Below are 18,301 nucleotides of genomic sequence, written 5' to 3'. Positions count from 1 at the left end.
CAAGCAACACCCGTGCCCGGGTGTGCTGCCCGCGCTTCAGGCGCGGTCCCAGCGGAACTTGCGCTCCGACTCCGCGATGGGCTGGTCGTTGATGCTCGCGTAGCGCCGCTGCATCAGGCCCTGCTCGTTGAACTCCCAGTTCTCGTTGCCATGGCTGCGGAACCACTGGCCCGCGGCGTCGTGCCATTCGTACTCGAAGCGCACCGCGATGCGGTTGTCGGTGAAGGCCCAGAGCGTCTTCTTCAGGCGGTAGTCGTGCTCGCGCTCCCACTTGCGGGTGAGGAACTCGACCACCTGCTCGCGGCCGTTGACGAAGTCGGCGCGGTTGCGCCACTCGGTGTCGGGCGTGTAGGCCAGGCTCACGCGAACCGGGTCGCGGGTGTTCCAGGCGTCTTCGGCGGCCTGGACTTTCTTGGTGGCGCTCTCCAGGGTGAAGGGCGGCAGCGGCGGGCGGGATTCCATGAGGGGGCTTTCGGTGGTTGAGGGGTTGTCGAGGGCCGCAATGTGCCACGAGTAGACAGACCTGTCTACATGCCTACAATCGCGCCATGGACATCTCCGCATTGCCCGCGCGCGAGCGCATCCTGGTCACCTCGCACGACCTCTTCTATCGCGACGGCATCCGCGCCACCGGCATCGACCGCGTGATCGCCACCTCGGGCGTCACCAAGGTCACCTTCTACCGGCACTTCCCCTCGAAGGACGACCTCGTGCGCGAGTTTCTCGACTACCGGCACACGCGCTGGATGGCGTGGTTCGTCGACGCGCTGGGCCGGCGCGGCGCGCACGAGCGCGCGGGCGATGCCGGCGCCCTCTTGCTGCTGGCCGACGTGATGGCCGAGTGGTTCGCCGACCCTGTGTTTCGCGGCTGCGCCTTCATCAACGCGACGGCCGAAGTGGGCGGCAGCGTGGAAGGCGCGCTGGAGCGCTCGCGCGAGCACAAGCGCGAAATGGTCGAGGTGATCGCGGGCCTGCTGCCTTCGCAACTGCCCGCACGCATGGCGCTCGCGCAGTCCGCCGGGATCGGCATCGACGGCGCCATCATCAAGGCCCAGATGGGCGATGCCGCGGTAGCGCGCGAAGCCGTCGACGACCTGCGGCGGTTGCTGGAGGCGCTGGTGGCCTCCGCCAAATAGCTACTTCACGACCATCAGCGTGAACGGCCACACATAGGCCTGCAGCGTCACGTAGAAGCCCACCAGGCACGCGAGCGCGATGGAGTGGAAGAACACGTAGCGCAGGATCTCGCCCTCGTGGTTGAACCAGCGCGTGGCGGTGGAGGCCACCACGATCGATTGCGCATCGATCATCTTGCCCATCACGCCGCCCGAGCTGTTGGCCGCGCCCATGAGGTTGGGGCTCAGGCCCAGCTGGTCGGCCGCCACCTTCTGCATGCCGCCGAAGAGCACGTTCGATGCCGTGTCGGACCCCGTGAGCGCCACGCCCAGCCAGCCCATCAGCGTGCCGAAGAACGGGTAGAACATGCCGGTGTTGGCAAAGGCCAGGCCCAGTGTGGTGTCCAGCCCCGAGTAGCGCGTGAGCGTGCCCAGCGCGAGCATCAGCATGATGGTGAGCAGCGAGAACTTCACCAGCCACAGCGTGCGGCCATAGGCGGCGATGAGCTGGATCGGGTTGTACTTCATCACCAGCCCGCCCACGATGGCCGACACCAGAATGCCGGTGCCCGTCGCCGAGAGCAACAGCAGCTGGTACACCGCGCCCTCCTTGGTCGGCTTGGGCACCACGGGGGCCACCTTCTCGATCATGTTGTTGAGCCCCTCGATCGGAAAGTTGGGCGCGAAGATGCCGTTGAGCCAGGTCTTGAAGGTCGGCAGGCCCCAGATGAACACGAACACGGTGAGGATGATCCAGGGCGTCCACGCGCGGATCACGTCGGCGTGCGGGTGCTTCGTCGGCAAGACCGCGGGCCCGGCCTCGCCGCCATCTTTCTCGTGGCCCTTGAGCGACACGGAGGTCCAGATGGTCTTGGGCTTCCACACGCGCAGGAACAGCACCAGGGAGGTCATCGACACCAGCGCCGCGATGATGTCCACCAGCTCGGGGCCGATGTAGTTGGACACCAGGAACTGCGGAATCGCGAAGGACAGGCCCGTCACCAGGATGGCCGGCCACACTTCCATCATTCCCTTGCGTCCCGAGAAGGCCCAGATGAGCCAGAACGGCACCAGCAGCGAGAAGAAGGGCAGTTGCCGCCCGATCATCGCGGTGACCGCCATCAGGTCGTAGCCGTGCACCTTGGCCAGCGTGATGACCGGCGTTCCGAGCGCGCCGAAGGCCACCGGCGCCGTGTTGGCGATCAGCGAGAGGCCCGATGCCGCCAGCGGCGAGAAGCCCAGGCCGATGAGGATCGCGGCCGTCACCGCCACCGGCGTGCCGAAGCCCGCCGCGCCCTCGAAGAAGGCGCCGAACGCGAACGCGATCAGCAGCAGTTGCAGGCGCCGGTCTTCGGTGATGCCGGCAATGGAGTCCTGCAGGATCTTGAAGCTGCCGTTCTGCTCGGTGAGCTGCTGCAGGAAGATGATGTTCAGCACGATCCAGCCGATGGGCAGGAGGCCGGTGATGCCGCCCAGGAAGGCCGCCTTGCCCGCCATCTCGGCCGGCATGCCGAAGGCGAAGACCGCGATGACCACGGCGCTCAGCAGGCCGAGCCCCGCCGCATAGTGCGCCTTCACGTGCAAGAGCCCGAGGCACACGAGCATGACCACCACAGGTATCGCGGCCAGTGCCGTAGATACCACCATATTGCCGAACGGGTTGTAGACCTGTTGCCAGACCATGGATTTGTCTCCTGTTGGATTTGGTTATGAGACGGTGTGCAGAACGCACCGAAAAATCGCCGAGGCAACACAAGACAAACGAGAACGACGCCACGAGCCACCGACAGCGATTCGCTAACATCCTACCTCCGGGCACCCAACAACAGATGGCATCGACGCGACTCCCCTCGACCCAGGGCCTGCAGGCCTTCGAGGCCGTCGCACGGCTGCGCAGCGTGAACCTCGCGGCCGAGGAACTGAGCGTGACGCCCAGCGCGGTGAGCCACCGCATCCGGCAGTTGGAAACTCAACTGGAGCTCAAGCTCTTTTCGGGCAACGACTTCGGCCTGAGCGCCGAGGGCGTGGCCTACCTCGCCCGCGTGCGCGAGGCCATTGCGGCACTGCAGCAAGTGCCCGGCCGAGAGCCCGAAACGCAGCTGCGGCGGCTGCGCGTGGCGGTGACGCCCACGTTCTCCCGCCAGATGCTGCTGCCGCGGCTCGCGCGGTTTCGCGATGCTTATCCGAATATCGAGCTGATGCTGCAGGTGACCATGCCCGTGCGCAACATGACGGCCGAAGAGGCCGACCTGGAGCTGCGCTTTGGCACCGGGCCTTTTCACGACAGGGAGTTCTGCCAGCTGCTGGCCGACGACGTGGCGCCCGCCTGCAGCCCGGCGTACCTGCAGCGCCATGGGCCGTTCGATGGCTTTGCGACCGATGCGGAGGTCTCGCGCGTGCAACTGCTGCGCACGCCGCTCGAATCGTGGCGCATCTGGTTCAAGGCCTGCGGCATCGGCCTGCCCGAGCCGGCCACGGGCCACCAGTTCAACGACCTGGGCCTGGCGCTGGACGCGGCGGCCGAAGACTTCGGCGTGGTGCTCATGCACCTGAAGCTGGGCAGCGCCTGGCTGGAGAACGGGCGCCTCGTGCGGCTCTCGGCCGAGAGCGTGCCCTCGCCCAACGCCTACTTCCTGTGCTGGCGGCCGGGGGCGATGGAGCGCTGGGAGTGCGCGACCTTCGTCGAATGGCTGCGGCAGGCGCTGCGGGACTGACCCCGGCAATTGAGAGCAGCCGGCTGAATTCTTTTCAGGCCCGGCTCGGATATTTTTCAGATCGATGCCCCTTTCGGGCGCCACACTCGGCCCGCGGCGGAGCCTGCCCATAATGCCCGCTCGCGAGAAACGATCGAACGAACCATCAGAGACAACCCAGGAGATTCCCCCGTGGCCGACCTTTCCAAGATCACCAACATCGAAGACCTGCGGGTGATCGCCAAGCGGCGCGTGCCGAAGATGTTCTACGACTACGCCGACTCCGGCGCGTGGACCGAGGGCACCTACCGCGCCAACGAGAGCGACTTCCAGAAGATCAAGCTGCGCCAGCGCGTGGCCGTGAACATGGAGGGCCGCTCCACCCGCACCACCATGGTCGGCCAGGACGTGGCCATGCCCGTGGCCATCGCGCCCACCGGACTCACGGGCATGCAGCACGCCGACGGCGAAATCCTGGGGGCCCGCGCGGCCAAGGCCTTCGGCATTCCGTTCACGCTCTCGACCATGAGCATCTGCTCGCTGGAGGACATTGCCGAGAACACCGACCGCCACCCCTTCTGGTTCCAGCTCTACGTGATGAAGGACCGCGACTTCATCGAACGCCTGATCGAGCGCGCCAAGGCCGCCAACGTGTCCGCGCTGCAGCTCACGCTGGACCTGCAGATCCTCGGCCAGCGCCACAAGGACATCAAGAACGGCCTCACCGCGCCGCCCAAGCCTACCTTCAAGAACCTCATCGACCTGGCGACCAAGCCGCGCTGGTGCATGGGCATGCTGGGCACCAAGCGCCGCACCTTCGGCAACATCGCGGGCCATGCCAAGAACGTGAACGATCTCTCGTCGCTCTCGTCATGGACCGCCGAGCAGTTCGACCCTGCGCTCAGCTGGGCCGACGTGGAGTGGATCAAGAAGCTCTGGGGCGGCAAGCTCATCCTGAAGGGCATCATGGACGTGGAAGATGCGCGCCTTGCAGCCTCGAGCGGCGCCGATGCGCTCATCGTGTCGAACCACGGCGGCCGCCAGCTCGACGGCGCGCCCTCCTCCATCGCCGCGCTGCCGGCCATCGTGGAGGCCGTGGGCAGCGAGATCGAGGTGTGGATGGATGGCGGCATCCGCAGCGGACAAGACGTGCTCAAGGCCCGCGCGCTCGGCGCCCGCGGCACGATGATCGGCCGCAGTTTTCTCTACGGCCTGGGCGCCCACGGCCAGGAGGGCGTGACGCGCGCGCTGCAGATCATCCACAAGGAGCTGGACATCACCATGGCCTTTTGCGGCCACACGCAGATCGACACGGTCGATTCGAGCATCCTGCTGCCCGGGACCTTCTAAGGCCCCTTCGGGGGTAGGCGGATGCGGTTCTTGCTGACACGCGCCACCCCCGTGCAGGGGCAAAATGTTGTAGCGACAACAACATAGCCGGCCTGCACGGCGGCACAGCCATCATGAGCGCAGTCACGCCCACCCAAGGAGGCCAGGCGGCCTCTTCGTCCAATCCCCCGCACTACACGGCCGAAGAAAAACGGCACCGCGTCTTCGCCATCATGGCGGCCTCGTCGGGCAACCTGGTCGAGTGGTTCGACTTCTACGTGTATGCGTTCTCGGCGCTCTACTTCGCGCCGGCCTTCTTCCCCAAGTCGGACCCGACCGCGCAGCTGCTCAACACGGCGGGCGTGTTCGCCGCCGGCTTCCTCATGCGGCCCATCGGCGGCTGGCTCTTCGGCCGAGTGGCCGACAGGCTCGGGCGCAAGACCTCGATGCTGATCTCGGTGACGATGATGTGCGCCGGCTCGCTGGTCATCGCATGTTTGCCGACCTATGCGCAGATCGGTGCATGGGCGCCGTTCCTGCTCTTGGTGTGCCGGCTGTTCCAGGGCCTCTCGGTGGGTGGCGAATACGGCACCACGGCGACCTACATGAGCGAGGTGGCGCTGCGCGGACAGCGCGGCTTCTTCTCGTCGTTCCAGTACGTCACGCTGATCGGCGGGCAGCTGCTCGCGGTGCTCGTGATCGTGGTGCTGGAGCAGTTGCTCACCGAGGCCGAGCTCAAGTCGTGGGGCTGGCGCATTCCATTCGTGATCGGCGCCATCGCCGCGGTCGTCGCGCTGCTGCTGCGCCGCACGCTGCATGAAACGCAGAGCGCCGAGGCCAAGGCCAACAAGGAGGCCGGCAGCATGGCCGGGCTCTTCAAGCACCACACGCCGGCGTTTCTCACGGTGCTGGGGTACACGGCCGGCGGCTCGCTGATCTTCTACACCTTCACCACCTACATGCAGAAGTACCTGGTGAACACGGTGCACCTGCCGATCAAGACGGCGAGCTACGTGATGACCGGCGCGCTGTTCGTCTACATGTGCATGCAGCCGTTGTTCGGCGCGCTGTCGGACCGCATCGGGCGGCGGACCAACATGCTGCTGTTCGGTGGTCTGGGTGCGCTTGCCACCGTGCCGATCCTGACGGCGCTGCAGTACACGACGAGCCCGGTGCTGGCCTTCGTGCTGATCATCGTGGCGCTGGCGATCGTGAGCTTCTATACGTCGATCAGCGGGATCGTGAAGGCGGAGATGTTTCCGCCCGAAGTGCGCGCGCTCGGTGTTGGCCTGGCCTATGCGGTGGCCAATGCGATCTTCGGTGGATCGGCCGAATACGTGGCGCTGGGGCTCAAGTCACTGGGGCACGAGTCGGTGTTCTTCTGGTACGTGAGCGGGATGATGGTGATTGCGTTCCTGGTGAGCTTGCGGTTGCCGAGGCAGGCGAGCTACCTGCATCACGATCACTGATCACTGATTGGCTAGGCGTCTCTGGAGGCTCTCCATGTAGACGCAGAACATGTCGGCCATCGAATCCGCCCAGGCCGCGGTCTGGGCGTAGGTTCGGGGGCTCTCGGAAAATTCCTTCCCCACCGCGCTGAGCGTTGCAATGATCAGGTCGCCCGCCATGGCGCGCGTGGCGTCTGAAGCCTTTGGCAGCGCCTCTGCCATGAACACGCGGACGATCTCGTCGCCGGCAGCGCGCACCTCCTGCGCCTCGGGCGCATCCCGATAGAACGGCGCGGCGTCGCCGAGCGCCGTTCGCACTTCTGCTTCCTCGCACTCGGAACGGACGAAGGCATGCGTGAGCAGGCGCAGGCGCTCCAGCGCGGGCCGCTGCGTGTCCCCGAGGATGCCGCGCATCATTTCCGTCGTCTGCCGCCATTCGTCGCTCTGCAGGCGAAACAGGATCGACGCCTTGTTCGGGAAGTATTGATAGACCGATCCGACGCTCACGCCAGCCCGCTCGGCGACGCGCGTCGTCGTGAAGCGGTGCACGCCTTCCTTCGCCAAAACCTGAACAGCTGCCTGAAGAATGGCCCCAAGGAGATCGGCCGAGCGCGCCTGCTTGGGCTGTCTGCGAGAGGAGATCGGGGTGCTTCGACGGTCGGTCATGGGAGCGCTGCGGAACGCGAATGGAAAACATGAAGGGTTCTTCATATTATTTCGCATCTGCTTTTCAAACGAAAGAACCCTGTGACGACGACCTTGACCACCGCACCCCTCGCCCCCTTGCTGGACCGCCTGTTCCAGGAGGCCGGCGCGGCCACCAGCCCTGCCGTTGCCGGCATCAGCCCGGCGGAACGCCAACGACTGATGCACAGCAAGACCGAATACCTCGACTTCTACAGCCGGCTCAAGGACCTGTGGCTGCCCGTGTCGCGCGAGACCGGCGTGCTGCTGTACCAGCTGGCGCGCAGCACGAGCGCGCGGCACATCGTGGAGTTCGGCACCTCCTTCGGCCTGTCCACCCTGTACATGGCCGCGGCGCTGCGCGACAACGGTGGTGGACGGCTGATCAGCAGCGAGTTCGAACCGTCGAAGATCGCCAAGGCCCGCGAGCATTTGGCTGAAGGGGGCGTGAGCGACTTGGTGGAAATCCGCGAAGGCGATGCGCTGAAGACGCTTGCAGTCGACCTCCCTGAATCCATCGACCTCTTGCTGCTCGATGGCGCCAAGTCGCTGTACAACGATGTGCTGGCATTGATCGAACCCCGCCTGCGGCCAGGGGCACTGATCGTGGCGGACAACGCCGACTACAGCCCAGAGTACCTGGCGCGCGTGCGCTCGCCTGATAGCGGATATCTGTCCGTGCCATTTGCCGACGACGTGGAACTGTCGATGCGGTTGGGCTGAGGTCTTTCTCGGCGGCGTTCACCATTGGTCGCGATTGCAGCGACTCGCAACCCACTTGCGTCACGGTTGCCGAAGATTCGCGCGCGCCCTTCTGCGAAAGTACGGCATAGCTCTCCCTATGATTTCCATGAGGCCGCAACGGTCCAACAGGGAGCGCAACATGACAGCACAAAACTCAGCCGGCGCACTGGGCGCACCACAACCGACTCGCGCGCATCCATCGAGCACAGACAAAGCATCGGTCGCAGAGGCGCAACATTCGGAGCCGACCGTCACGCTCTATGGGCGGATTGCCGCGGGCCCCATCGGGTATGTCAGTTGGCCCGATCCGCCCGACCTGCATTTCTCGATCATCATCGACGACGCCTACGACGGCATCACTGTTCTGGACGGGCAACCGACGATGATGGAAGCCGGCATCCGCAACATGGCCTTGATCAGGACCAACAGATACGACAACGCGCTTCCCAGCGGAGCAAGAGTGAAGATTGCGCTGCAGCCACCGCAGGGCATGAGCCGACGAGAGTTCGCCCACCGCATCACCGTGAACTCGCAGAAATTCGTGAGCTATGTCGCGCCGTACTCGGCCCCGAAAAACATCCGCGGATCGCAGATGCGGGCGGGCGAATACAACAGCAGTTCGTATGTTGCAGGCCTGCTCCAGAGCGTGATGGGCCATGCACCAGAGATCTCCGCGCCAGGGTTCCAGACACCCGGATGGGAGAACCCCATTCCCGGGCATTTCTTCAAGGGCGAGGCCATCCGATGAGCATTGGCTCGCGATTGGTGCTGAATGCGCTGGCGTGGGCCGTGTCGATGCCGGTATTGAATCTTCTGTTCACCGGCCTGGAGCGGCACGAAATCCTGACGCTGTCAGGAACCTCGATGGCCTTCATTGCCGCGGCGCTGCTTCTGTGGGCTGGGCTGATATACCGAAATCAGGTTCCCAGCAGTCATGGCATCGGAAGGCGCATCGTCTACTTGGTTGCGTACCTGGTCGCGATGATCCTGCTGGCACTGTGCGCACTATGGATTGCCTTCTGGGCCACCGTTGCGATCTACGGCCTTTGACAATGCCTCTGTTCAGGCGGCTCGATAGGCGGGCTCGCGCCCGGCCGGTTTCACGCAAGTGGTTTCCCGGTACGCCAACCTTTAGGGCCGCCGCCCTTGATTGGCGTTAAGCAGTGCGTCGGTTTCAGTCAATCGAAACCCTCGAAAGCCATAGCCGGCTCGTGCGCCCTCGCTCCCCAATCTTTGGAAACAGCAAACGCTCAGTCGCCTGCATTGCGGACTTGCGTGCACTGGTGAGGCTGGTGAGGCTGGTGAGGCTGGTGAGGCTGGTGAGGCTGGTGAGGCTAGTCAATGAAAAATTACGGCGGCGAATCAAAACAGCCGACCTAACGATTTAGATCTTGCGCGCCAAAGTAACTCTTATTGCTACGCAATGAATGCCTAGCCCGACCAACTACTGACAGCGCACCTCGGGGCCTTGGTGGGCTTTCGTGACTTATTCCACGCCAACCAGAAGCTGATTCTGATGGAGTCAATTTGTTCTCAGCGAACAAAAAATTACAACCAATAATCGGCCTCCAATATCAAAGAGGAGGAATTTTGAAGAACGCAGTTCTCAACAACATGCCGCGCGCGCGGCTTCTCGCCATTGCAGCCGCTGCTGCAGCGATCTCTGCATGTGGCGGTGGCGGTGGCGGTGGTGGAGGCGGAGGCGGAGGCGGATTTCCCATCTTGCCGATTGCGCCTGCACCAGCACCAGCGCCGCCCTCGGAGCCCGTGGCGGACAACTCGGCTCCCTGCTTCAATGAAGCCGATTTCCGCGAAGGAACAACGGTTGAATTCGAGGCAGCGAAGGTCGGCGCGGATGCGGCATCCGACCCTTTCCATAGAAAGAGCGTGACCGAAAAACGAGAAGCGTTTGCTGGCGCCAATCCGATTTCCGCCAATGTCGAATCGAGCACCGTGAGGATCATGCGGGCCCTGCAAAGTACCGTCAAAAAAGAGTACAAGGATTTGGTCGGTGGAAACATCCTGCTTTACGGCAAGTCCACGACATACACGCAGACGGTAGATCCGGAGTTTGCAGCTACGTTTCCCCCCGGCTTTCCTGCGATGGACAAGCTCATTTTTGTTTCGCAGGCGTATGAGCCGCCGTTTACGTTCCCGGTCGACATGAAGCCCGGCCAGGTTGCGAGCCAGAAATCAACGATCACCAAGACCAAGGTCGTCGATGGCCGCAGTGATCCGGCGACCTCCATCGCGGCAACCGGCGAATTGACTTATGTCGGCCGCGAGAAGCTGGAAACGCCGCTGGGCACGTTCGATACCTGCAAGCTCTCGCTGAAGATCACGGTCGGTGCTTCGGTGATCTCGACGGACGCCACCAGGGAGTTCTGGCTGGCTGCGGAAGGCCCTTACCAAGGTCAACTGCTCAAGGGCGGCGATACGAAATCGTCCTGGCTCGTGACGAAGATGACCTACTCGCCCAAATAGGCAGTGAACAGTCTTTAGAACAGCGGACCCTTCGGGGTCCGTTTTTCGTCACAGCTCGAAGATCCGATCCATGGCGATCCACTTCTCCCCTTCAGGCGTCCAAGGCGTCGGCGCCTGAAACTTCCACATCAGCGCTTCCCACTCGCGAATCTTCGGATCGTCGCGCGATGCAGCCGCCATCGCCCCCGCGTCATACCGCGCATCGTCCGTCTCCATCAACATCACCATCCGCGTGCCGAGCCGGTAGATCTCCATTCCCGTCACACCATGCGCGTGCAGATGCGCGCGCACCTCGGGCCAGATGTCGCGGTGGTGCGCTTCGTATTCCGCGATCAGCGCCGGGTCGTCTTTCAGGTCGAGGGCAAGGCAGTGGCGCATGGGTCGTTCAATCCAGAATCGTTGAGAGAAAAGATCAGGTCAGCGCCCGGTCCAGATGCGTATACCCGCCATCCACGAACACCCACTGCCCCGTCGTGTGCGAAGAAGCCGTGTCGGAAAGCAGGAACACCACGGTGTTCGCAATCTCCTCTGGCGTCGTCATCCTGCGTCCCAACGGGATCTTTTCGGTGATGGTGGCGAGCTTGCGGTCGGGTTCGTCGAAGGCCGAGATCCAGCGCTGGTACAGCGGCGTCATCACTTCGGCGGGAATCACCGCGTTGACGCGCACACCGTCCTCCAGCAATGAAGCCGCCCACTCGCGCGTCAGCGACAACTGCGCGCCCTTGGCCGCGGTGTAGCCGCTCGTATTGCCCTGCCCCGTCAGCGCGGTCTTCGAAGAGATGTTCACGATGGCCCCGCGGCTCGCCTTCAGGTGCGGCAGGCAGAAATGCGCCATCACGTAGTAGTGAATGAGGTTCCGGTCCAGCGACGCAATGAACGCCTCGCGCCCCGCTTCAAGGCCCACGCTGTCGTTCACACCCGCGTTGTTGACCAGCCCGTCGATGCGCCCGAACTCCGCGACAGCGCTTGCGATCGCCTTGCCGCAAGCCGCCTCCTCCATCAGTTCGAACTGGAGAAACCGCGCCCGCGGCTGCAGCCCGCGCAGTTCTTCTTCGAACGCCGCATCCAGCGGATTCTTCCCGCAGATCACCGGCACCGCGCCTTCGCGCGCGAGCGTGAGCGAAATGGCTGCGCCGATGCCGCTGCCGCCACCGGTGACGAGCACCACCTTGTCTTTCAGATTCAAGTCCATGACTGCGCGACGCCCTTCTTGTTGCTCATTTACCCGCGAAAGCGATAGCGCTCCAGCGACTCCGGCTTCATCGTGATCGAGAAGCCCGCCCCCGTCGGCGGCATGTACGCCGCATCGCGAACCACGCACGGCTCGACGAAGTGCTCGTGCAGGTGGTCCACGTACTCGATCACCCGCCCTTCGCGCGTGCCCGAGATGCACAGGTAATCGATCATCGACAGGTGCTGCACGTACTCGCACAGCCCCACGCCCCCGGCATGCGGACACACGGGCAGCCTGTACTTCGCGGCCATCAGCATCACCGCAAGAATCTCGTTCACCCCGCCGAGCCGGCACGAATCGATCTGCACCACATCGATGGCGCCGCGCATGATGAACTGCTTGAACATGATGCGGTTCTGGCACATCTCGCCCGTGGCCACTTTCACCATCGGCGCGATGCCTTCGCGGATCTTGCGGTGGCCTTCGACGTCGTCCGGGCTCGTCGGCTCCTCGATGAACCAGGGCTTTGCGAAGGCGAGCTGCTTCACCCAGTCGATGGCCTGGTCGACCTCCCACACCTGGTTGGCGTCGATCATCAGATGCCGGTCGGGCCCGAGCACCTCGCGCGCCACGGTCAGCCGGCGGATGTCGTCCTGCAGGTCGCGCCCCACCTTCAGCTTGACGTGGTTGAACCCCGCATCGACCGCCTCCTGCGCGAGCCGCCGCAGCTTCTCGTCGGAATAGCCGAGCCATCCCGCCGACGTGGTGTAGCAGGGGTAGCCCTCGGCCTTCAGCGTGGCGATGCGGTCCTCCTTTCCGACAGCCGCATCGCGCAACAACGCGAGCGCCTCTTCGGGCGTGATGCAGTCGGTGATATAGCGAAAGTCGATGCAGCGCACCAGTTCCTCGGGGCTCATGTCCGCCACCAGCTGCCACACCGGCTTGCCTTCGGACTTGGCCCACAGGTCCCACATCGCATTGACCACCGCGCCGGTCGCCAGGTGAATCGCGCCCTTGTCGGGGCCGATCCAGCGCAGCTGGCTGTCGGAGGTGATGTGCCGCCAGAAGCGGCCCATGTCCTGGGCCACCCACTGCAGGTCGAGCCCGACGACCAGGTGGCGCATCGCCTCGATGGCCGCGCAGCAGATCTCGTTGCCGCGGCCGATCGTGAAGGTCAGGCCGTGGCCCTCGAGCCCCGGCTGGTCGGTCTCCAGCACGACATACGCCGCGGAGTAGTCCGGGTCGGGGTTCATCGCGTCGGAGCCGTCGAGCTGCTGCGAAGTGGGAAAGCGCACGTCCAGTACGCGCATGGATCGAACGATGGTCATGAACGGGGTCTTCGAAGAGAGACAGAGAGAGAGGGATCAGTCGTACAGAACGGCCGCGATCTTGGGGTCCGCGATGTTCGACTTGTCGTACCAGAAGAAGCCCGTGTCCACGACCTTGGGCAGCTTCTCGCCCTTGATCGCCTTCACCGCCATCTCCACGGTCTTGTAGCCCATGCCCACCGGGTTCTGCGTGATCGCGCCGGCCATGCTGCCGTCGATGATCGCGTTCTTCTGCTGCTTGCCCGAGTCGTAGCCGATGACCACGACCTTGCCGTTGCGCTTCATCTCCTTCACGCCATTGACCACGCCGATGGCCGAGCCCTCGTTGGCGCCGAAGATGCCCTTCAGGTTCGGCGAGGCCTGCAATATCGACTTGGTGATCTCGGTCGATTTCAGCTGGTCGCCACCGCCGTACTGCACGCTCACGATCTTGATGTTCGGGTAGGTCGACTTGATGCGGTTGACGAACCCGTCGCGCCGGTCCACGCCGGTGCGGCTGGTCTGGTCGTGCACCACGAGCGCGACCTCGCCCGACTTGCCGATCAGCTCGGCCATCTTGTCGGCGGCGAGCGCAGCGGCCGCCTTGTTGTCGGTCGTGGTGGTGGTCACGGGAATGTCGCTGTCCACGCCCGAATCGAACGCCACCACGGGAATCTTCGCGGCCTGCGCCTTCTTCAGGAGCGGAATGGCGGCTTGGCTATCAAGTGCCGCGAAGCCGATGGCCTGCGGCTTCTTCGCGAGCGCGGCCGAGAGCATGTCGATCTGCTTGTCGACCATCGACTCCGACTCGGGCCCCTCGAAGCTCACCTTGACCTTCAGGTCCTTCGCGGCCTGCTCGGCGCCGGACTTCACGGCCTGCCAGAACTGGTGCTGGAAGCCCTTGGAGACGAGCGGGATGTAGATCTCCTGCGCCTGCTGTGCTTGTGCAAAACCCGACAGGCCGATGAGGGCTGCGCCGATCGCGGTGGTGACTGCTCTTCGTTGAATCATGCAAAGGTCTCCTGTGGTTGTAGAAATGAATGGGGGCGGGTCAGTGCTTGTTGCTGCTGCGGCGGCGCAGGATGTCCGCGTACACGGCCAGGATGATGATCACGCCCGTGATCACGGTCTGCCACTCCTGTGCGACCGAAAGAATGCGCAGGCCGTTGGTCAGCACGCTCATGATGAAGGCACCGATGATCGTGCCGACGATGGTGCCGGTGCCGCCGCTGAGCGACGTGCCGCCGATGACCACCGCGGCGATCGCATCGAGCTCGTAGCCCTGCCCGAGCGCCGGCTGCGCGGAGTTCAGGCGCGAGGCGATCAAGAGGCCCGCGATGCCGCAGATGCCCCCGCTCACCGTGTAGACCAGGACCTTCCAGAAGTCGGTGTTCACGCCCGAGAGCCGCACCGCCTCCTCGTTGCTGCCGAGCGCGAAGGTGTAGCGGCCGAAGATCGTCTTGTTGAGCAGGATGCTCGCGGCAATCGCCACCACGAACAGGATCAGCACCGCATTCGGAATCGGCAGCGACGGAATGAAATAGCCGATCAGCGAGTCCTGCGAGATCGCCGGAAAGTCCGGCGTGTCGTTGAAGTAGATCGGCTTGGTGCCCGAGATCACGAGCGACAGGCCCTTGAGCAGCATCATCATTCCGAGCGTCGCGATGAAGGGCGGTATCTTGAGCTTGGCGATCAAAACGCCCGAGACGAACCCGGCCAGCGCACCGAAGAAGATCGCCGCCGCGATGCCCAGCGCGAGCGGCATGCCCATGTAGGTGAGCACCACGCCGGCCATGACGGCGCAGAAGGTCATGAGCGTGCCCACCGACAGGTCGATGCCCGCGGTGATGATGACGAAGGTGCAGGCAATGGCCAGCACGCCGTTCACCGCGGTCGACTGCAGGATGCTCACGAGGTTGTCGGTCTGCAAAAACTGCGGCGACGCGAAGCTGAAGAACACCATCAGCGCGATGAGGCTGGCGAAGGCCAGGAGCTTCTGGCGCGTCGCGGGCCGAAAGAGCCGCGCCTTCAGCGAGAAGCCGGGCGCATCCATGGTGCTGGTGCTGGTGCTGGTGCTGGCGGCGGCGGTGGTAGCGGTGGGGGTCGTCAAGGGGTTGTCTCCAGTCGTCATGCGGTGGCTGCAGCTTCGCGCCGGGTGGCGAGCTGCATGATCTTTTCCTGCGAGGCTTCGCGCCCCGCGAGTTCGCCGGTGATGCGGCCTTCGCACATCACCAGCACGCGGTGGCTCACGCGCAATATCTCGGGCAGCTCCGAAGAGATGATCACGATGGCCTTGCCCTGGGCCGCCAGCTCGTTCAGGAGGCGATAGATCTCGGCCTTGGCGCCCACGTCGATGCCGCGCGTGGGCTCGTCGAAGAAGAGCACGCTGCAGTCGCGCAGCAGCCACTTGGCGATCACGATCTTCTGCTGGTTTCCGCCCGAGAGCAGTCGCACCTGCTGGCGCACCGAGGGCGTCTTGATGTTGAGCTGCTTCACATAGCGCTCGCCCGCCGCCTCGATGGCCGCCTGGTCGATGAAGACGCCCATCGACAGGAACTTCTTCATGCTCGGCAGCGCGATGTTGGTCTCCACGTCCATGCCGGTCGCCAGGCCGAAGTGCTTGCGGTCTTCGGAGAGGTAGCCGATGCCGTGCGACACCGCGTCCTCGGGCGACCGGATCGACACCTTCCTGCCGCGCACGAAGACCTCGCCCGCGTCGATGGGGTCCGCGCCGAACACCGCGCGCGCGAGCTCCGTGCGGCCCGCGCCCATGAGCCCCGCGAAGCCCAGGATCTCGCCTTTGCGCAAGACGAAGCTCGCATCGCGCACCATCGCGCCGCGCGTGATGCCGCGGGCCTCCAGCACGATCTCGTTGCCCGAGGTGTCGGGAAAATCGTTCTCCACCTCGGTGAGCTGGCGGCCCACCATCATGGCGATGAGCGTGTCCATCGGCGTCGCGGCCATCGACACGGTGGCGATGTACTGGCCGTCGCGCATGACCGTCACGCGGTCGGCGATGCGCTTCAACTCGTCCATCTTGTGGGAGATGTAGACGATGGCCACGCCCTGCGACTTCAGCTGGCCGATGATGCGGAACAGGTCGGCCACCTCCTCGTTGTTGAGCGCGGCGGTGGGCTCGTCCATGATGAGCACGCGCGAATCGAACGAGAGCGCCTTCGCGATCTCCACCATCTGCTGCTTGGCCACCGTGAGTTCGCCCACTGGCGTGTGCGGGTCCAGCCGCAGGTTCATGCGCGCGAAGATGCGCTCGGCCTCGGTGCGCATCGCCTCCTCGTCGATGAACAGGCCCAGGCGCCCGCGCGGCTCGCGGCCGATGAAGATGTTCTGCGCGGCGCTCAGGTGGTTCATCAGGTTCAGCTCCTGATGGATGATCCCGATGCCCAGTGCCTGCGCGGCGCGCGGGCTCGCGATGTCCACGGGCTGGCCGTCGATCGACACCTCGCCCGAGTCCTTGCTGTAGACGCCGGCGAGCACCTTCATGAGCGTGGACTTGCCCGCGCCGTTCTCGCCCATGAGCGCATGCACCTCGCCGGGCAGCAGGTCGAACTGCGCCTTGTCCAGGGCGCGCACGCCGGCAAAGGACTTGCAGAGGTCGCGGATGGTGACGATGGGTTGCATGAGATGGCGCGTTGTTCAGTTCGTCGATGGGATGCCGTAGAAATGCTGCGCGGTGCGGTGCCAGACCTGCTCCTGCCCGTGCGGCGGCAGGCTGCCGATGAGCGCTTCGCTCGCCGCGATCCAGCCCGCGTAGTCGCCGGCCAGCGTGAGCACCGGCCAGTCGCTGCCCCACATCAGGCGGCCGGGGCCGAAGCAGCGCAGCAGCACGCCCCAGACCGGGCGGATGGCGCGCACCAGCGCATCGGCGTCGCCACGCATCGCGGCCGGCGCCTCGGTCCAGAGGCCCGAGAACTTGCAGCAGACCTGGGGCAGCGCGGCCAGCTCCGTCATGTGCCGGCGCCAGGCGGCGAAGGCCTCGCCGTCTTCTGCGTCGCCCACCTCGGGCTTCGCTGCATGGTCGATCACCACGGGCAGTTGGGGCCACGCGTTCACGAATCGAAGCAGCGATGGCAGATGGCGCGGCTTCACCAATGCATCCAAGCGCAGGCCCAGCCGCACCATCGTGCGGATCGCCTCGGGATGCGGCTTGCGTGCGATCCAGTCGTCATCGGGCAGGTCCTGCAGCATCGGCCGCACGCCCTTGAACTTGGGGTGTCGTGCCATGCGTTCCAGCGAGGCCGCGGCATCGCGGCTGCTCAGGTCGACCCAGCCGACCACGCCGCCGATCGCATCGTGCGCCGTGGCCAGCTCGAGCATGAAGTCGGTCTCTGCTTCCGATTCGGCCGCCTGCACCAGCACCGTCCGCGCCACGCCGTGCGCCTGCAGCAGGGGTGCGAGATGCTCGGGAAGGAAGTTGCGCACGAGCGGCGCCAGCGCGGGCACATCGGCGCGCAGCCACGCGTAGTCGCCGCGCGTGGGTCGCCAGAAATGCTGATGCGAGTCGATGCGCTGTGTCATGCTGCTTGGCACCCTTCGTCTCTCGTCAGATGGTAACGCCGCCATCGACCAGCACCACCTGGCCCGTGACGAAGCGCGACTCGTCGCTCATCAGGTACACCACCTGCGGCGCGATGTCCTCCGCCACCGCGAGGCGGCCCATGGGCTGTCGCGCAATGAAGTCGCGCTCGGCCTGCACCGGGTCGGGCGCGGCGGCGATGCGCTCGCGCAGCGAGGGCGTGTCCACCGTGCCGGGGCACAGCGCATTGCAGCGCAGGCCTTGCCGCACGTGGTCTGCCGCCAGGGCCTTGGTCATGCCGATCACCGCGGCCTTGGAGGCGCCATAGGCAAAGCGGTTCTGGAATCCCTTGACCGACGAAGCCATCGACGCCATGTTGACGATCGATGCGCCGCCGCCTTCCTGCGCCGCCTTGTCGAGCATGCCCGGCAGGAAGGCGCGCACCATGCGGTACATGCTCTTGACGTTGAGGTCGAAGCTGAAGTCCCATGCGGCCTCGTCGCAATCGAGCACGCTGCCGTGGTGCACGTAGCCCGCGCAGTTGAAGAGCCCATCCAGCGCGGGCAATCCGGCCGCCAGTGCGGCAATGGCATCCGCGCTGCGCACATCCAGCACCGCCGTGCGGATGCCGGGCGACGCATGCGCCAGCTTGTCCAGAAGCGCGGCGTTGATGTCGGTCGCGATCACCTGCGCGCCTTCGCTCGCGCAGGCCAACGCGGTGGCAAGGCCGATGCCCTGCGCGGCCGCGGTGACCAGGATCGTCTTGTTCTGGAGTCTTGTGGAAGTCAT

At 64.8% G+C, this 18,301-nt stretch carries 19 protein-coding genes; 8 read left to right on the top strand and 11 right to left on the bottom strand.

Annotated features, from left to right (window positions below; genetic code table 11):
* Positions 1-36: 36 nt before the first annotated feature.
* The gene (locus BM133_RS25920; RefSeq protein WP_093440288.1) at positions 37-462 is read right to left on the bottom strand and encodes a nuclear transport factor 2 family protein; all 426 of its coding nucleotides are present in this window, start codon (positions 460-462) and stop codon (positions 37-39) included.
* Positions 463-548: 86 nt separating this feature from the next.
* Between BM133_RS25920 and BM133_RS25915 the strand changes: the two genes are divergently transcribed.
* Positions 549-1,136: a TetR/AcrR family transcriptional regulator gene (locus tag BM133_RS25915; RefSeq protein ID WP_093440285.1), complete on the top strand. Its 588-nt coding sequence runs from the start codon at positions 549-551 to the stop codon at positions 1,134-1,136.
* Here the strand turns inward: BM133_RS25915 and BM133_RS25910 are convergent, their stop codons facing one another.
* Positions 1,137-2,798 carry an L-lactate permease gene (locus BM133_RS25910; protein ID WP_093440283.1) on the bottom strand — a complete coding sequence of 554 codons (1,662 nt, stop codon included), beginning with the start codon at positions 2,796-2,798 and terminating at the stop codon, positions 1,137-1,139.
* Between the two features lie 146 nt (positions 2,799-2,944).
* On the opposite strand from BM133_RS25910, the gene BM133_RS25905 reads away from it, so the two are divergent.
* From BM133_RS25905 to BM133_RS25895, 3 genes are all read left to right on the top strand, one after another.
* Positions 2,945-3,829 (top strand): LysR substrate-binding domain-containing protein, encoded by an 885-nt coding sequence (locus BM133_RS25905; RefSeq protein ID WP_093440280.1) that lies wholly within the window; start codon positions 2,945-2,947, stop codon positions 3,827-3,829.
* 171 nt (positions 3,830-4,000) lie between these two features.
* Positions 4,001-5,158, top strand: a complete 1,158-nt coding sequence (locus BM133_RS25900) for an alpha-hydroxy acid oxidase (RefSeq protein ID WP_093440278.1) — start codon at positions 4,001-4,003, stop codon at positions 5,156-5,158.
* A 113-nt stretch (positions 5,159-5,271) separates the two neighbouring features.
* Positions 5,272-6,606, top strand: coding sequence for an MFS family transporter (locus tag BM133_RS25895; protein WP_093440276.1), 1,335 nt, complete (start codon positions 5,272-5,274; stop codon positions 6,604-6,606).
* Here BM133_RS25895 and BM133_RS25890 read toward each other — a convergent pair whose 3' ends face one another.
* The gene (locus BM133_RS25890; RefSeq protein ID WP_093440274.1) at positions 6,607-7,251 is read right to left on the bottom strand and encodes a TetR/AcrR family transcriptional regulator; all 645 of its coding nucleotides are present in this window, start codon (positions 7,249-7,251) and stop codon (positions 6,607-6,609) included. It abuts the gene before it with no gap.
* Between the two features lie 81 nt (positions 7,252-7,332).
* Here BM133_RS25890 and BM133_RS25885 point away from each other — a divergent pair, with 81 nt between their 5' ends.
* From BM133_RS25885 to BM133_RS25870, 4 genes are all read left to right on the top strand, one after another.
* On the top strand, positions 7,333-7,992 hold the full coding sequence (locus tag BM133_RS25885) for an O-methyltransferase (RefSeq protein WP_093440271.1): 660 nt from the start codon (positions 7,333-7,335) through the stop codon (positions 7,990-7,992).
* 160 nt (positions 7,993-8,152) lie between these two features.
* Positions 8,153-8,761 (top strand): hypothetical protein, encoded by a 609-nt coding sequence (locus tag BM133_RS25880; RefSeq protein WP_143100221.1) that lies wholly within the window; start codon positions 8,153-8,155, stop codon positions 8,759-8,761.
* The gene (locus tag BM133_RS25875) at positions 8,758-9,063 is read left to right on the top strand and encodes a hypothetical protein (RefSeq protein ID WP_093440266.1); all 306 of its coding nucleotides are present in this window, start codon (positions 8,758-8,760) and stop codon (positions 9,061-9,063) included. Before BM133_RS25880 ends, BM133_RS25875 begins: the two co-directional genes overlap by 4 nt.
* Positions 9,064-9,603: 540 nt before the next feature.
* Positions 9,604-10,497, top strand: a complete 894-nt coding sequence (locus BM133_RS25870) for a DUF3108 domain-containing protein (RefSeq protein WP_143100220.1) — start codon at positions 9,604-9,606, stop codon at positions 10,495-10,497.
* Between the two features lie 48 nt (positions 10,498-10,545).
* On the opposite strand, the gene BM133_RS25865 is transcribed toward BM133_RS25870, so the two are convergent.
* From BM133_RS25865 to BM133_RS25830, 8 genes are read right to left on the bottom strand one after another with little or no spacing between them, the layout of a single operon-like run.
* Entirely contained in the window at positions 10,546-10,875 is a 330-nt protein-coding gene (locus tag BM133_RS25865; RefSeq protein ID WP_093440261.1) for an L-rhamnose mutarotase, read from the bottom strand.
* A gap of 34 nt (positions 10,876-10,909) precedes the next feature.
* The gene (locus tag BM133_RS25860) at positions 10,910-11,689 is read right to left on the bottom strand and encodes an SDR family oxidoreductase (RefSeq protein ID WP_093440259.1); all 780 of its coding nucleotides are present in this window, start codon (positions 11,687-11,689) and stop codon (positions 10,910-10,912) included.
* Positions 11,690-11,718: 29 nt separating this feature from the next.
* Positions 11,719-12,999, bottom strand: a complete 1,281-nt coding sequence (locus BM133_RS25855; protein ID WP_093440256.1) for an L-fuconate dehydratase — start codon at positions 12,997-12,999, stop codon at positions 11,719-11,721.
* 36 nt (positions 13,000-13,035) lie between these two features.
* Positions 13,036-13,989, bottom strand: a complete 954-nt coding sequence (locus tag BM133_RS25850; RefSeq protein ID WP_093440254.1) for an ABC transporter substrate-binding protein — start codon at positions 13,987-13,989, stop codon at positions 13,036-13,038.
* Positions 13,990-14,029: 40 nt separating this feature from the next.
* Positions 14,030-15,088: an ABC transporter permease gene (locus tag BM133_RS25845; RefSeq protein WP_371286357.1), complete on the bottom strand. Its 1,059-nt coding sequence runs from the start codon at positions 15,086-15,088 to the stop codon at positions 14,030-14,032.
* A 17-nt stretch (positions 15,089-15,105) separates the two neighbouring features.
* On the bottom strand, positions 15,106-16,617 hold the full coding sequence (locus tag BM133_RS25840; protein WP_093440251.1) for a sugar ABC transporter ATP-binding protein: 1,512 nt from the start codon (positions 16,615-16,617) through the stop codon (positions 15,106-15,108).
* A gap of 15 nt (positions 16,618-16,632) precedes the next feature.
* A complete protein-coding gene (locus tag BM133_RS25835) occupies positions 16,633-17,514 on the bottom strand; it encodes an amidohydrolase family protein (RefSeq protein WP_093440249.1) in 882 nt (293 codons plus the stop codon).
* 25 nt (positions 17,515-17,539) lie between these two features.
* Positions 17,540-18,301: an SDR family oxidoreductase gene (locus tag BM133_RS25830; RefSeq protein ID WP_093440247.1), complete on the bottom strand. Its 762-nt coding sequence runs from the start codon at positions 18,299-18,301 to the stop codon at positions 17,540-17,542.

It is taken from the genome of Variovorax sp. 770b2, assembly GCF_900115685.1.
GTDB lineage: Bacteria > Pseudomonadota > Gammaproteobacteria > Burkholderiales > Burkholderiaceae_C > Variovorax.
The sequence above is the reverse complement of the archived record's forward strand: the minus strand, read 5'-3'. Positions and strand labels throughout refer to the sequence as shown.